Raw genomic sequence first — 15,434 nt, forward strand, 5'->3', positions numbered from 1 at the left:
TTAGATTATTATGCTTATATAGTTATCGATTTTATAAGATTATAATTGAGATTTTTTAAAAATAAGAAGCATTAGTATTTATTTTAACTAAAATTTTTTAAGAAAATAGGAAGTAAATCTAAACTAGGAACTATATACAATATAATAATTTTAATTAATATTCATACTTTTTTAAAAAAAACTAAAATTTTTTTAGTTGATATTGAAAAAATTAACACAAATAAAAAGGTCAAAAAAAGTTATTCTCTTAGCTTTAAAGTTAAAAATCAATAATCAAATTTAATATTCAGTAAAAAAAAAAAAAAAAAAAAAAAAAAAAAAAAAGCTATAACTTTATATGAGAACTTATTTTAAGAATTTAAAACTTTATTGAACTTTAACTAATTAGACTGTCTCCAAGTGTTTCCACAGTTGGTACATCTAATGAAATAGGTCGGTGCTTCATCAGCAGATCTTGTTTGTAAAACCCACCAGACCCCTTCTGTTCCACCACATTTATAACAGGTAATCTTCTTAGTTGGCATAGCTGTACTTTTCTTATCTGTGACAATTACTTCTTGTTGAGGGTTTGTTTCACCTTCAAAGCTGTACTGTTCCTTTACTTCTTCATCAGATATTGAATCTTCATATCCACAGCTACATTTTAAGTTTCCATCTTTATCTGGCAGTAATATTTTACCACATTTTGGACAAAATTCCATAGATAATTAACCTCTAGAAAATCTTATTAAAAATAGTATTAGATTAAACTTACTTAAAAAAGTAATGAATATTCCATAAAAAGCACAACTTTTAAAATTATTAAAATAGAAAGTTAATAATATTATATTAAGCTATTTTTTGAGGAATAAAATGATATGGAATGAAAAGATTGAGTGTATGGAAAGAGATGAACTTGAAGAATTACAACTTAAAAGACTTCAAGAAACTGTAAAAAGGGCTTTTGATAAAATACCTTATTACAATAAAAAATACACTGAAAATAATGTTTTTCCAGAAGATATTGAAACTTTAAAAGATATTGAAAAATTACCTTTTATAACAAAAGATGATTTAAGAGAAAGTTATCCTTTTGGACTATTTGCTGTTGATAGAAAGAAAATAACAGAAGTACATTCATCTTCAGGTACTACCGGTAAGCCAGTTGTTTCTGGTTACACACCTAAAGACCTTGATACATGGAGTGAAACAATAGCTCGTGGTTTAACAATGATGGGTCTTGGAGAAGAAGATATTATCCAAAATACTCATGGATATGGTCTTTTTACAGGAGGATTTGGTGTTCATTATGGTTCTCATAAAATTGGAGCAACTATCATACCAATCTCCACTGGACAGACAAGAAGACAAATTGAAATTATGAAAGATTTTGGAACTACCTGTTTGATATTTACTCCTTCCTATGGAATACACCTTGGAGAAGTAGCTATTGAAGAAGGAATTGATCCAAAAGAATTGGGTGTTAAAGCTATTGGTTTTGGAGCTGAAATGTGGACTGAAGAGATAAGACAAAAAGTAGAGGATATATTTGGAGCTAAAGCTTACAATATCTATGGATTAACAGAATTAATGGGTCCTGGAGTGGGAATTGAGTGTGAAGCACAGAATGGTCTTCATATACCTGAAGATATTTACTATCCGGAAATTATTGACCCTAATACCTTGAAAAATTTAGGTCCTAATGAAAAAGGAGAACTTGTATTAACTAACCTCTACAGAGAAGGAATGCCAATAATTAGATTTAGAACTAAAGATATCACTTCAATTACCTATGAACCATGTGAATGTGGAAGAACACTTGCAAGAATGAGCAGAATCACCGGAAGAAGCGATGATATGATTAAAGTTAAAGGAGTAGCTATTTTCCCATCACAAATTGAAACAGCTCTTCTAAAAGCAGGAGATGTAGAACCTCATTACTTAATCATTGTTACAAGGCCACATGTTCTTGATGAAATCGAAGTTAAAGTTGAAGCATCTAAAGACCTTTTCTTTGACGGTGTAAAAGAAATGGTAAATGTAAAAGACAGAATAGCTAAATCTATTGAAAATGAAACAGGAATAAGGGTTAAAGTAACCTTAGTTGAACCAAAAAGCCTTCCAAGATTTGAAGGAAAAGCAAAAAGAGTTATCGATGAAAGAAACCTACACTAAAGGAGATATTTTATGAAAATTAAACAATTATCAATATTTTTACAGAATAAAAAAGGAAGTTTATATGATGCATTAGATGTTTTATCTAAAGGAGGAATTAACATTAAAGCTCTTTCCCTTGCAGATACTTCTGACTTTGGTATCTTAAGAGTTGTTGTTAACAATCCTCAAAAAGGGTTAGAAATTCTTGAAGAAGCTAATTTCCTTGTAAAAATGACTGATATAATAGCTATTGAAATGAATGATAATCCTGGTGGACTTTCAGATGTGTTAAAAACCATTAAAGATAATGATATTGATTTAGAATATCTTTATGCATTTACACATAATAAAACAGATAAAGCTATTCTTTTATTACATACTGATGAGTTAGACAACTTGGCAGCTGTTTTAAAAGAAAATAATATAACTGTTGTATCTTCTGAGGAAGTATACAACTTATAAATACTTTTTTTACTATTTTTATTTTTTTAAAAAAAAAGAAAGGAAGAATAAATTTATTCTTCAGAAGTTGATGGAGTGTAAACTCTGGAACCTAATTCAGAGTCTAACATGTATAAAATGTTTGCTGCTCCGCGTTTGCTGCTCCGCCAGCTCTTTTGATTTTTCCTAATACTTCCATAGCTGACTCTTCTTCTTCAACTTGTTCTTCTACATACCATTGTAAGAATTGGTTAGTTGCGTGGTCTTTTTCTTCGATTGCAATGTCAACTAAGTTGTTGATTAAGGAAGTTACCATTTGTTCATGTTCTAATACATGTTTGAATACAGCTTCAATGGAATCCCATTCTGTTTGAGGTGCTTCAATAGCTGTTAAGGTTACTCTTGCTCCTCTTGTGTTTAAGTAGTCATAGAATTTCATTGCATGATCTAATTCTTCTTGTGCTTGTACTCTCATCCATTGTGCAAATCCTGGATAGTCTTGATCTTCAAAGTAAGCTGCCATTGATAAGTATAAGTATCCGGAATACATTTCTGCATTTAATTGTTCGTTTATTGCTTTTTCCATATTTTCTGAAACCATTTATATCACCAGTTTTTATTCAATTAAAATATAAGTATTGATAACTATAAATACTTTGTGTTTTTTATAACTTTTTGTTACTATAATATGAATTTAAAAAAATAATAGAAAAATCAGGAATTATTTTAGGAAACCTTTAAAGAATTCCTCAAGTTCTTCATCTTCCATAGGTTCCGGAGTAGAAACAGTGTCATTGTTCAATATATTTAAAGCAAGCTTCCTGTATTCTTCAGTTTCTTCACTTTCAGGATATTTTTCTACAACGGTTTTTGCATCTAATTCACTTTCTTGAATTAAATCACTCCTATTGATAACACCAATTACATGTGTACCTATCTTTTTTGCAAACTTATCAACAATTTCCACTTCATTGTTGACTCCCTTACAGTTACAGACAATTCCACTTAACTTACCTTTAAGTTTTTTAATTCCACGAACAATGTTGTTTGCTGCATATAGGGACATGTACTCCCCTGAAGAGACAATGATAACTTCATCTGCATACTTTTCACGAAGAGGAACAGAAAATCCACCACATACAACATCCCCTAAAACATCATAAATAACAACATCAAGATCCTTGTCAAAGATACCTAAATGTTCAAGTCTTTTCATAGCTACTATAACACCACGTCCTGCACATCCAACTCCAGGTTCAGGACCTCCACTTTCAACACATAAGATATCTTTATATCCTTTATAAACTAAATCCTCTTCAACAGGGTCTTTTTTATCTTTTATAGTTTTTACAACAGTTGGAATTCTGCCACCACAAAGTGTACGTGTTGTATCAGCTTTTGGATCACAACCAATAACTAGACAGTTCAAATCTTCAAAATCAGCATAGACTGCAGATAGATTAGCTACGGTTGTACTTTTTCCAATTCCGCCTTTTCCATAAATAGCTATCTTTTTAATCATTAAATCACTTTTAGTCTCTTTCAGTTAGTTTATACACAAAATCATTTTCACGAACTTTAGTTTCACATGCAACAGCAACATTACATCCCTTTGGAGCTTTTTCAATTGGTTTTCTATCAATTTCCATAGATTCAATTACATGTTCAATTGATCCTGTAGTCTGGCCCTGAATAAGAATCTTATCTCCAAGAGCCAAATCATCCCATATCTTAAGTTCAGCCACCTTTACTTTACTGTAATAGTTAACAACTTTACCAATATCCTTTTTAATATATTTGGACTGATTGTCTTCACTTATTTCATAAGGCTGATTGAAATAAAATCCTGTATCAAATCCACGGTTAAATACTTCACTTAATCTCTCAATCCATGATGGGTCAACTTTATAATCATCAGGGTTTTCAAAATACCTGTCAATAGCCTGCCTATATACACCAGTAACCATTGCTCCATAGTCAGGACTTCTTGCACGCCCTTCAATTTTAAAGCTGGCCACTCCTGTGTCAACCAGTTCAGGAATGTGCTCAATCATCATCATGTCCTTTGGTGAGAAAAAGTTAGTCCTATAGGAATCATCATAGGATTTAGATATTACAAAGGACTCATCTGAGATATCTGAGAAGTTAACGACATTATCATCATCACTTTCCTCATAGGTCAAGGTCCAGTTCTTACGGCATGGCTGAAGACAGTCCCCGCAGTTGGCGCTTCTTCCATATAATCCATAGCTTAAGAAACATCTTCCAGAAATAGCCATGCACATTGCACCATGGATAAAAACTTCTGTTTCAATTGGAGATTTTTCAGTTATCCTTTTAATCTCATCAATTGACAGCTCCCGTGAAAGAATAGCTCTCTTAGCACCTAATTTTTTAAGTGTTTTTAAAGTAAAAGAATTAGTAATATTTTCCTGAACACTTATGTGAGGTTCAAGACCATGGCCTGCAGTATCTTCAATTAAACCAATATCAGAAAGAATAAGACCATCAATTTCAGCTGCAGCTATTTCAGGTAACTGACTTTTAAGTTTAGCTGCTGTATCTTCTCTTAAAATAGTGTTAGTGCAAAGATAAGTTTTTGCGCCGTATTCAGCAGCTGTCTTTGCAACTTTATCCAAATCATTAAAAGTAAAATTATTGGCATTAGCCCTCATATTGTACCCATCAAGGCCAATATAAACAGCATCTGCCCCATTTTCAAGAACAGCTCTAAGGGAAATAAAATTTCCAGCTGGTGCTAATAATTCTACCATATTAAATCTTTAAGGTTTATAATAAGTTTCAGCTTCAATATCCTCTGGAAGTTCAGTTGGATATTTCTCATTAATACAACCTAAACATAGATCTTCCTTAGGCATTCCAATAGCATCAACAAGAGCTTCTAAAGTAATGTATCCTAAAGAATCAACATCTAACTGTTCTCTAATTTCTTCAACAGAGTAGTTAGCTGCAATTAATTCTTTTTTAGTTGCCATAGCTACTCCATAGAAACAAGGAGATATTACAGGAGGACAGCCTACAAGGAAGTGAATTTCTTTAGGTTCTGCTTCTTTAACAAGTTCTAATAATTGCTGTGATGTAGTACCTCTTACAATACTGTCATCAATGAGAATAATCCTTTTTCCTTTAATAGCTTCTTTAATAGGGTTTAATTTAAGTCTTACAGCTAGTTCTCTTTCTTCCTGTGTTGGCATAATAAATGTTCTTCCAACATACCTGTTTTTAATTAAACCTTCACCATAAGGAATTCCTGATGCTCTTGAATAACCAATAGCTGCAGGAATTGAAGAATCTGGAACAGGAATTACAACATCTGCATCAATAGGATATAACTTATGGAGCTGTTCACCAATATTTAATCTGGTCTGATATACATTAACTCCGTCAATTGTACTGTCAGGTCTTGCAAAATAAACATATTCAAACATACAGTGTGCTAAATAAGGTTCTTCCCCCTTATCTAACATGTAGCTGTTGATTTCATTGTTTTCAAAGTAAACTACTTCTCCAGGTTCAATATCACGGATGTACTTTGCATTAATTACATCAAAAGCTACAGTTTCTGATGCTACAACAAAATCATCTTTTCTTTTTGCAACAGCTAAAGGTTTCATACCCATAGGATCACGTACAGCATATAACTCACCATTAATAAGGATAGTTAATGCATAGGAACCAACAAGTTGTTTACAGACAGCTTCAATTGATTCTAAAATGTCTTTTTGATTATCATGGTGTTCCCTTTTAAGTAAGTAACAGATAACTTCAGAATCAGTATTGGATTTAAAGGAGTAACCTTCTTCTATAAGCTCATCTCTTAACTCTCTGGAATTTACAATATCCCCATTATGAGCCATTGCGATAAATCCATTATCAAAATCAGTTACAAAAGGCTGAGAATTTTCAAGTTTAGATTGACCAGTTGTAGAATATCTTACATGGCCAATTCCTACATTTCCACTAAGATGATTAATCTCGTAATCTTTGAAAACGTCTGAAATTAAACCCATACCACAATAATAATTCAATCCTTTGTCTAAATTATAAGTAGCTATACCTGCTGACTCTTGTCCTCTATGCTGAAGGGCAAAAAGGCAGTAATAAATAAAAGAAGAAACATCCTTACTTTCATTTTCAGAATGAATCCCTACAACCCCACATTTATCTTGCAATTCATCTTGCATGTACAATCTCCTTTAATTAGTAAATATAGTTATAATTATAAAATTTATCTTATTAAATAGTAACGGTTTATTTATATATTAACCAAAAAAGTCACCAATATTGTTTGGTATGTCATACTCTCTTTCATCAATGATTTTATCATCTGATTCATTATTAAGATTATTCAGCTCTTTTTTCAATTCCTCTTCTTTATCTTCAACAAAAATTAAAGCTGTTTTAACAACTTTTAACCAGTCAATAGCTGTTGGTTTGTCTACAGCTCCAATAAAACCTTGACCAACTATAATATTGTCAGGTCTGAATTTATTTGTAGCAATAATGATTTTTTCTTGATTTAAAAGAGATTCATCAAAAACTTCCTGCCATAAATCATTTAAATCATAGATTTCCAGGATATGTTTATTATGAATATCTTCAAACCTACCTTTAAAAGAAGAGAAGTCTGATTTAATCTTGTCAATATTATGATTAAGGTTAGTGATTTCATCTTTTAGTTCAAGGTTAACTTTTTCAAGTTTTTCATTATCATCAATTAACCCATTATAATCATCTAAAAGACTGTTATACTTTCTTGTAAGAGATGAGAGTTTATTTTCTAAAGAATGAATATTAATGATATTTAAAGAATAAGAAAGTCCTGCCTTTATAATGGAATTGAAGATTTCCCTTTCAGCATGACTTATTTCAATAGTACCTTCATCTGAAATAACATTATCATAATTAAATAAACCTATATGATTAAAATCAGTTTTTAAATCATTATATAAAATATTATAATACTCATCATGTCCATAGCTGCCAATGAGAATTATATCTGCACCAGAAGCTACCTTCTTAGCAAGCTCCATATCTTTGGTTGGTATGATGGAAGAAACAATGATATTATAATCTTTCTCAAGCTGCACATTATTTATTGCTTTAGAAACTATTTCTGCCATGTTATTTTCTGAAACAATAACTCTAACATCAACTTTTTCAATAGTTTGATTATCATCCATTCTTTCAACCTAAATCATTTTAACTTTTTTATGCCAATCCCATGCAGAAGAAACAATAGTTTCTAAGTCATATTGAGGAGTCCATCCTAAAACATCCCTGACCTTTGATGAATCAGCTATTAAAACATCAGGATCTCCTTCACGACGGTCTGCAGTTTCAACCTTAAAATCAACACCTGTAACTTTCTTACATGTATCAATAATTTCCTTAACAGAGTACCCTTTACCATTTCCTAAATTAAAGAAATCAGATTTTCCCCCATTAGCTAAATATTCATAAGCAAGAATATGAGCCCTTGCAAGGTCATTAACATGAATATAATCACGTATACATGTACCATCAGGAGTATTATAATCAGTACCAAAAATAGAAATAGAATCTCTAATACCTAATGCAGCATCTAAAACTAATGGAATTAAATGAGTTTCAGGATCATGATACTCACCAACTTCACAGTCAAAATCACAGCCAGCTGCATTAAAGTATCTTAGAGAAACAAAATTAAAATCTCCTTTTTCAGCTTCCCTACTTAAAGATTTTTCAACAATAAATTTTGAATGACCATAAGGATTAATCGGTTTTAACTTTTGGTCTTCAGTAATTGGAATTTTTTCAGGATTTCCATAAACAGCTGCAGTTGAAGAGAGAATAAACTTATCAACCCCAAATTCTCTCATAACCTGCAATAAATTTAAAGTGTTTTTATAATTATTTTTAAAATACATCTGAGGATGTTCAACTGATTCAGCTACTGATGAAAAAGCAGCAAAATGCATTACAGCATCAATATCATGAGTTTCAAAGATTTCTCTAATATCTTTACTGCCAGTATCACCATTTACAAATTCGCCCCATTTTACAAAATTTTCATAACCCTTGGAAAGATTATCTAACACAACAGTGTCATATCCTTCCTGATTTAGCATTTTGTTTGTATGGGAACCAATATAGCCTGCTCCACCAGTAACTAAAATCAAATAATCACCTTAAATTAATTTACCTAATTTTAGTAAAGCTTTAGGAGATACTTTAACTAAGTTTTTAATAAGTTCTGTAGTGGAAATTTTTTCGAAGTTAACATCTTGGAAAGCTTTAGCGATATCATTAAGTTCTTCATCACTTAAGGATAATAGGAACTCATGAGGTTTTTTATACTTGTCAATTTCACTTTTAAGCTCTTTTCTAACTTCTTCATCATATTTCTTAAGGAATTTTTTAGAGCAGTCACCTGCAGCAATAGCTTCTGCAGCTACTTTACCAGCATACATACCTCCAGTCATACCACTGGAAATTCCTCCACCAGTTAATGGGTTTACCTGACCTGCTGCGTCTCCACAAATTAAAAGGTTGTCATCATACATTTTTTTAGGCATTCCACCAACAGGGTCTCCACCAACATTTAATTCAACAGGCTGAGCATTTTTGGTAGCTGGACATTTAGCAATGAATTCATCTAAATATTCAATAGCTGGTTTTTCAGCTAAATGAGAAAGAACAGCTAATCCTACATTTGCAATGTCATCTCCTTTAGGGAAAATCCATACATAACCACCAGGAGCACAGGATCCAAAGAAGAACTCTAAAACACCATCTCTTTCAAAGTCAAGACCTACCATTTCATATTGGACACCAGATTCCATTTCTTTAGCTTTTGTGGTAGGTTTTAATCCTGCCCATCTTGCAACATGACATTCAGGACCATCAGCACCAATTACGATTTTAGCTCTGATTTCTTCTTTCTTACCCATAGATTCAACAGATACAATGAATGCATCTCCATCTCTTCTAAGGCCAGTAGCTAAAGTTTTAATTTTGATTTGAGCACCAGCTCTTGCTGCATCCATAGCCATATATTTATCAAATACTTTTCTCTCTAAGATGTAACCTGCTTCAGGCAATTCAATTTCTTCTTCAGTCATCCATACATCAGTACCATCAGGAGAAACAAGTCTTATACCATCGATTTCTTTAGTAATCCAACGAGGATTAGGTTCAATACCTAATTTTGCAAGACCTTTTTTAGATATTCCTTCAGCACATCTTTTTGGAGCACCGATTTCAGATTTTTTATCCATCAATATTACTTTTGCACCACCAAGAGCAGCATGCTTAGCTGCACTAGAACCTGCTGGTCCTGAACCAATTACTAATACATCAGTTTCAATCATAAAAATCCCCTATTCTCTCTCTAATGCTGTGATAGGACAAGCATCCACACACAAATTACATTCTCTACACTCACTATCATCAAAGATTAAAGCATATTCTTTGACGGTAATTAAATTCCTTGGACAAACACCTGCACATTCACCACAGAATGAGCACCAATCTTTAACAATCATAGAAAATCTCCTATAAAAACCTAATAATATAGTTTATATTAATATAATAATAAGATTTTTATCTTATTTAAGTATATTACTATTTTTAATAAAAATCCTTTATCTAATCATTAAAATAGGAACAGTAGAAGTTTTTAAAACTCTATCTGTTACACTTCCAATTTGATTTTCATTTAGTTCTTCATCAAAAGTATTAGAACCATAAGCATGCATAACAACTAAATCAGCATTTGTTTTACGAATAATAGTTTTCATATCTCTTAAAGGATCACCAGTAATTAGATGCTCAATAACATCAACACCAACTTTATTTGCTTTTTCAGTTATTTTACCTAATATAGCATCACCTTTATCTTCTTCACTGGCATAGCTATTAAATGAAAATTCTTCAAGAACATGAACTGCAGCTATTTTAGAGTTAAATTTCTCTGCAATTTCAATAGCATAATCAACAGCCTTATCACCATATTCAGAGCCATCTACTGGTACAGTAATAGTTTCAAACATTTTATTCCTCCATTAAGTAGTCTGCATGACAGAAACCAATGAAATCATCTACAATTTTATCAACATCAGTATCATCATCAATAACAAGTCCATTATCCATGAAAATAGCTCTGTTACTTAATTCCTTAATGAAATCAGTATTATGTGAAACCATAACTATTGTAATTCCATATTTCTTGGAAATCTTTTTAAGAGAGTTGGTTACAGTTCTTAAGGTAATTGGGTCTAAATCACCAAATGGTTCATCAAGCAATAAGAATTTAGGTTTGGAAATTAAGATTAAAGCAAGCATTACCCTAACTTTTTGACCACCAGATAATTCATAGGATTTCCTATGTAAAATATCCAAAGATAAATCCAAACTATCAAAAATGTCCTTAACGGCTTCCTTAGTTGCAGTTTCTGGGAATTTAGGGAACAAATCATTTAAAATCTCAGGCATTAAACCAACTTGTTCCAAACGTGCTTTAGCTTCATGTTCAGGTAAATCAGTTAATAAGTAAAGTGAATCTAATAATTCATCACTTAAATCCAATTTTTTAGCTCTTTCTCTTGCTTCTTTTACAATATTATGATTTTTATAACCTAAACGAACAGCTAATTGATTAAGAACTGTTGCATAATGGCTTAAGGCAAATTCCTGATGCATAAATCCTAATTTACTTCTAATAGCCATTCTACCCATACCTGGAAGGGCAATATCTTCCCAGTTTCCATCTACATTATAGAATACATCCCCTTTATCTGGGAAATCTAAACCACCAAGCATTCTTAAAAGAACAGTTTTTCCAGCCCCACTAGGACCTACTAAACTAAGGATGTTTTCGCGGTTAACCTTAAAGTTAATATCCTTCATCTGTAGAACTTCACCACCAGTTACAAGATAGAAACGTTTATAGATATCTTTAGCTTCAATTACTTCTTCATCAGTAGCTACATTCTCAATATCTACAATAGGTTCCATATCACTCATGAATTTATCTGTGATTTCAACTGGATCTCCTTCATCTTTAATCTCACCATCTTCAAGCAATATAACCCTATCTGCAAGATATTTTTGAACATCTGGAAGGTGGGATACAACAATAACAGTAATATTTAATTTTTCATTAATCTTTTTAACAGCATCTAAAATTTCCTGTTTTGTTTTTGGACAAGCCATTGTAGCTGGTTCATCTAAAAGTAAAAGTTTTGGTCTTTTTGCTAATTGTCTAGCTATAATCAATCTTTGTTTTTCTCCACCACTTAAAACAGATGCATAATGACCAGATTTCTCTGTTAATGATACCAATTCAAGAATTTCATCTGCTTCTTCACCAAACTCACTTTCAGCTACTTCAAAATCAGTACTTGCTTCATCAAAATATCTTCTTGAGTATAATTTTCTTAAAACATTTTCACGCACTGTTTCCGGCCATATACCGAAAGATCTTTGAAGGTGAATAGCTGTTTCTTTTTTAAGCATATTATAATAAAATTGAGAAGATTCAGAATTAACAGTAACATCCCCAACAGTGATACTTCCTGAATCAATGTGTTCTACTCCCCTTAATGCTCTTAAAAGAGTAGTTTTACCAGAACCACTTTTTCCTATGATTCCTAATATTTCCCCTTCTTTTACTTCAAAGCTAATATTTTTAATTCCAGTGACAGTTTCACCATCATCTAATTTGTAACTTTTACTAACATTTTCAATTTTTATCATCTATTATGCTCCATTTATTCTATGAATTCTTTTTATAGGAAAAAAACATTGAATTAATTTAATAATATTTACTATTTGAAGATTAAAATATTTAAACTCCATCATTATTTTATATAGTGTAAAGTTTAATATAAAAATAATTAAAATAATTTGTGATAAAAATGAGTTTTGATGATAAAGTTAATGAATTTTTAGAAAAAGTAGAACATGAAAAAATAATGATTGAAACACAATTTGCTGATATTGAAAGTTATATTAAAGACCATGATGATATTGATTACGATAAACTTGTTTCTATCTTATCCCATTTCAATACATTAAATATCCAATATGAACAGCTCTGTCATGATTTAACCATATTTATTTCAATATTCAAATCAAAAGAAGAACAGCAAATAAGAATTTATAAAACAGAAGAGTTAGTTGAATTATTAGAAGCTGAGGTAAATAAAATTAATAATCAATAGCTATCGCTAATTTAACTACTTTTTTTTACTATTTTTTATTTACACATGAACAGATACGCCACCATTTTCAGCAGTGGTACTGTTTTCAGAAATAACTTTACCATTTTTAAGTAACTGTACTTTGAGTTCACCAGAGCCATAATCTGTTTTTTGAATATTTGCAAAGGCTTCATCCCATCCAGCGCAACTTAATCTGTATGTCTGATTGCCAGATCCAGACCTTTCAGATGGATGATCAACATCACCTAATCTACCATACCAGCTGCCATCATAGGAAATAACAACTTCAAAAGGAGTGCTTGATGGACTGTTAGCACTTTCATTAGCTGTGATAATATTTAATGAACTTTCAGGTGATGGTTTAGTAACTTCCTGAACAATGGAAAATAGTACTAATGCAATAGCAACAATTCCAATTACTAATAAAACTTTTTTAGCAGTGCTTATATTCCAACCATCATTTTTTCTTTTTTTAGTTAGAATTGCTTTATCAAGTGGATATGTACAGTTTAAACAATATGCATTTTCATCATCATTTTCATATCCACATCGCGGGCACTTAACCATAATCTATACCTCAAACTTCTTTTGTCTAACATCAATTTTATTACATTATCATATTTAAAGTTAATGAAAAAAATGGAAAAAAACCGAAAATTTTAGCTTTTTTTAAAAAATAGGGAAATAAAAATAATACTTATTTCCTATAGCTAATATGTTACTCATTAGAAATAATATTAAAGCCATAGATTAATTATTTTAAGTTATAAGTTAAAAAGTATACATGCATTTCAAGTGTAAGTTATAAGTTAAAAAGTATACCTCCATTTCAAGTGTAAAAATTAAATAAAAAAAATAGCTAAAAAAAGAGTTAATGGTAATAATCATAGACATTTTGAGCAACTTTTGAATTCATAGATTTTACCTTGGCCAATTCATCAACAGAAGCTTTTTTAATAGATTCAACATCCCCAAATTCTTTTAATAGATTTAATTTACGATTTCTACCAATGCCCTTAATATCATCAAGAGAAGACTCGCTGATGTTTTTACTTCTTAACTTTCTATGATATGTAATGGCAAATCTGTGAGATTCATCCCTAACACGTTGAAGAAGGTGTAGTGCCTTATTATTTTTAGGAATTATAATAGGACGACTAGAGTTAGGAATAAATATTTCCTCAAATTCCTTAGCTAAACCAATAATAGGAATATGAGAAAGATTAAGGTCGTCTAAAACCTCACATGCAACATTTAACTGACCTTTACCACCATCAATAACAATCAAATCAGGTTCTTCATCCTGATCCAACATCTTAAGACGTCTGGTTAAAAGTTCCCTCATCATTTCAAAATCATTAGGACCTGGAGTGTTAATTTTAAAGTGTTTATACTTCTTTTTATTAGGTTTTGCATCAAGAAATGAAACTTTGGAACCTACAGCCATTTTACCTGAAATATTACTAATATCATAACCTTCAATAACTCTAGGTAGTTTATCGAGTTTTAAGTACTTTTTAAGTTCAATTAAAGCGTTTTCAAGAGTTTTCTTTTGATGTTTAATAATTTCTGCATTCTTTTTAGCCATTTGAACTAATCTTAATTTAATTCCTTTTTCAGGGACTTTAATATAAACTCTATTTCCCCTTAAATCTGTAAGCCACTCTTCAAGAAGTTCATAACCTTCAATTTCATTATCAACAATAATCTGTTTTGGAATATGTCTATTATACCCATAATACTGTTGAATGAAAGCATATAAAACATCTTCATTAGAATCATGCTCTGTTCCACTCATTAAAAAGTCATCTTTGCCAATAATCTTACCATTACGTATAGCCATTACAACGATAATTACAGTGTCTTTATTTTCTGCAATAGCTATTACATCCTGATCTAAATCATCATCAGCCAGTTCAACAAATTGTTTATCCATAATTTCTTCAATAGATACAATTTGATCTCTTAAAACTGCTGCTTTTTCATATTCTTGATTTTCAGCAGCCTTCATCATCTCCTTTTTAAGATTTCTAACAATAACAGAGTACTTTCCCTGGAAAAACAAATCTATTTTTTTAATAATCTCATTGTATTCCTCTTCAGAGATGTTTCCATCACAAGGAGCATAACATAAATCTATCTGACTATTAAGACAAGGCCCATCCATATTTCTGCATGTTCTTATTTTAAATAAAGATTTTAAAAACTTTACAGTTTTTTTAACAGACCCCACATCTGTAAATGGCCCATAATAGCTACCATTTTTTGTAATGTTTCTTGTAATAACTAACCTTGGAAACTTTTCACTAGTTATTTTAACATAAGGATATCTTTTATCATCCTTTAGCTGAATATTATAACGAGGCTTGTGTTTTTTAATTAAATTAGCCTCTAAAATTAGAGCTTCTTTTTCAGAATTTGTTACAATGTACTCTAAGCTATCAAAATGACTCATTAATATTTGAGTTTTAGGCCTGTCAAGAACTGGACGAAAATAAGATTTAACTCTTTTAATGAGGTTTTTTGCCTTACCAATGTAAATAATTTCATCCTGTTTATTCCTCATTATATAAACACCAGGTTTATTTGGAAGATTTTCAGGAGATTTAACTTTAGTTGACATAACACCCA

At 31.0% G+C, this 15,434-nt stretch carries 15 protein-coding genes and 1 pseudogene; 3 read left to right on the forward strand and 13 right to left on the reverse strand.

The features are described from left to right. Positions 1-380 precede the first annotated feature (380 nt). Complete coding sequence (locus MBBWO_RS00500; protein WP_116668934.1) at positions 381-701, reverse strand: transcription factor S; 321 nt, start codon at positions 699-701, stop codon at positions 381-383. A gap of 151 nt (positions 702-852) precedes the next feature. Here MBBWO_RS00500 and MBBWO_RS00505 point away from each other — a divergent pair, with 151 nt between their 5' ends. Both MBBWO_RS00505 and MBBWO_RS00510 read left to right on the forward strand, forming a co-directional pair. Then, positions 853-2,154, forward strand: a complete 1,302-nt coding sequence (locus MBBWO_RS00505; protein WP_116668935.1) for a phenylacetate--CoA ligase family protein — start codon at positions 853-855, stop codon at positions 2,152-2,154. A gap of 12 nt (positions 2,155-2,166) precedes the next feature. Then, positions 2,167-2,598 (forward strand): acetolactate synthase, encoded by a 432-nt coding sequence (locus MBBWO_RS00510; RefSeq protein WP_116668936.1) that lies wholly within the window; start codon positions 2,167-2,169, stop codon positions 2,596-2,598. 53 nt (positions 2,599-2,651) lie between these two features. Here MBBWO_RS00510 and MBBWO_RS00515 read toward each other — a convergent pair. From MBBWO_RS00515 to MBBWO_RS00560, 10 genes and pseudogenes are all read right to left on the reverse strand, one after another. After that, positions 2,652-3,178, reverse strand: a pseudogene (locus MBBWO_RS00515) (ferritin). A 120-nt stretch (positions 3,179-3,298) separates the two neighbouring features. After that, a complete protein-coding gene (cfbC, locus tag MBBWO_RS00520; RefSeq protein WP_116668937.1) occupies positions 3,299-4,099 on the reverse strand; it encodes a Ni-sirohydrochlorin a,c-diamide reductive cyclase ATP-dependent reductase subunit in 801 nt (266 codons plus the stop codon). Positions 4,100-4,109: 10 nt separating this feature from the next. After that, a complete protein-coding gene (locus MBBWO_RS00525; protein WP_116668938.1) occupies positions 4,110-5,351 on the reverse strand; it encodes a peptidase U32 family protein in 1,242 nt (413 codons plus the stop codon). Positions 5,352-5,360: 9 nt separating this feature from the next. Continuing rightward, positions 5,361-6,782, reverse strand: a complete 1,422-nt coding sequence (gene purF / locus MBBWO_RS00530) for an amidophosphoribosyltransferase (RefSeq protein WP_116668939.1) — start codon at positions 6,780-6,782, stop codon at positions 5,361-5,363. Between the two features lie 78 nt (positions 6,783-6,860). Beyond that, positions 6,861-7,781: a hypothetical protein gene (locus MBBWO_RS00535; RefSeq protein WP_243408440.1), complete on the reverse strand. Its 921-nt coding sequence runs from the start codon at positions 7,779-7,781 to the stop codon at positions 6,861-6,863. 9 nt (positions 7,782-7,790) lie between these two features. Then, positions 7,791-8,759 (reverse strand): UDP-glucose 4-epimerase GalE, encoded by a 969-nt coding sequence (gene galE, locus MBBWO_RS00540; protein WP_116668940.1) that lies wholly within the window; start codon positions 8,757-8,759, stop codon positions 7,791-7,793. A gap of 9 nt (positions 8,760-8,768) precedes the next feature. Beyond that, complete coding sequence (locus MBBWO_RS00545; RefSeq protein ID WP_116668941.1) at positions 8,769-9,950, reverse strand: NAD(P)/FAD-dependent oxidoreductase; 1,182 nt, start codon at positions 9,948-9,950, stop codon at positions 8,769-8,771. A gap of 9 nt (positions 9,951-9,959) precedes the next feature. After that, positions 9,960-10,124 (reverse strand): 4Fe-4S binding protein, encoded by a 165-nt coding sequence (locus MBBWO_RS00550; protein WP_116668942.1) that lies wholly within the window; start codon positions 10,122-10,124, stop codon positions 9,960-9,962. Positions 10,125-10,223: 99 nt separating this feature from the next. Then, on the reverse strand, positions 10,224-10,631 hold the full coding sequence (locus tag MBBWO_RS00555; protein WP_116668943.1) for a universal stress protein: 408 nt from the start codon (positions 10,629-10,631) through the stop codon (positions 10,224-10,226). 1 nt (position 10,632) lies between these two features. Continuing rightward, a complete protein-coding gene (locus MBBWO_RS00560; protein WP_116668944.1) occupies positions 10,633-12,336 on the reverse strand; it encodes an ATP-binding cassette domain-containing protein in 1,704 nt (567 codons plus the stop codon). Between the two features lie 161 nt (positions 12,337-12,497). On the opposite strand from MBBWO_RS00560, the gene MBBWO_RS00565 reads away from it, so the two are divergent. Continuing rightward, positions 12,498-12,803 (forward strand): hypothetical protein, encoded by a 306-nt coding sequence (locus MBBWO_RS00565; protein WP_116668945.1) that lies wholly within the window; start codon positions 12,498-12,500, stop codon positions 12,801-12,803. A gap of 39 nt (positions 12,804-12,842) precedes the next feature. On the opposite strand, the gene MBBWO_RS00570 is transcribed toward MBBWO_RS00565, so the two are convergent. Further along, positions 12,843-13,370: a zinc ribbon domain-containing protein gene (locus tag MBBWO_RS00570; protein WP_116668946.1), complete on the reverse strand. Its 528-nt coding sequence runs from the start codon at positions 13,368-13,370 to the stop codon at positions 12,843-12,845. Positions 13,371-13,674: 304 nt separating this feature from the next. Then, a complete protein-coding gene (gene uvrC, locus MBBWO_RS00575) occupies positions 13,675-15,426 on the reverse strand; it encodes an excinuclease ABC subunit UvrC (protein ID WP_116668947.1) in 1,752 nt (583 codons plus the stop codon). Positions 15,427-15,434: the final 8 nt, after the last annotated feature.

The organism is Methanobrevibacter woesei, assembly GCF_003111605.1.
Classification (GTDB): Archaea; Methanobacteriota; Methanobacteria; order Methanobacteriales; family Methanobacteriaceae; genus Methanocatella; species Methanocatella woesei.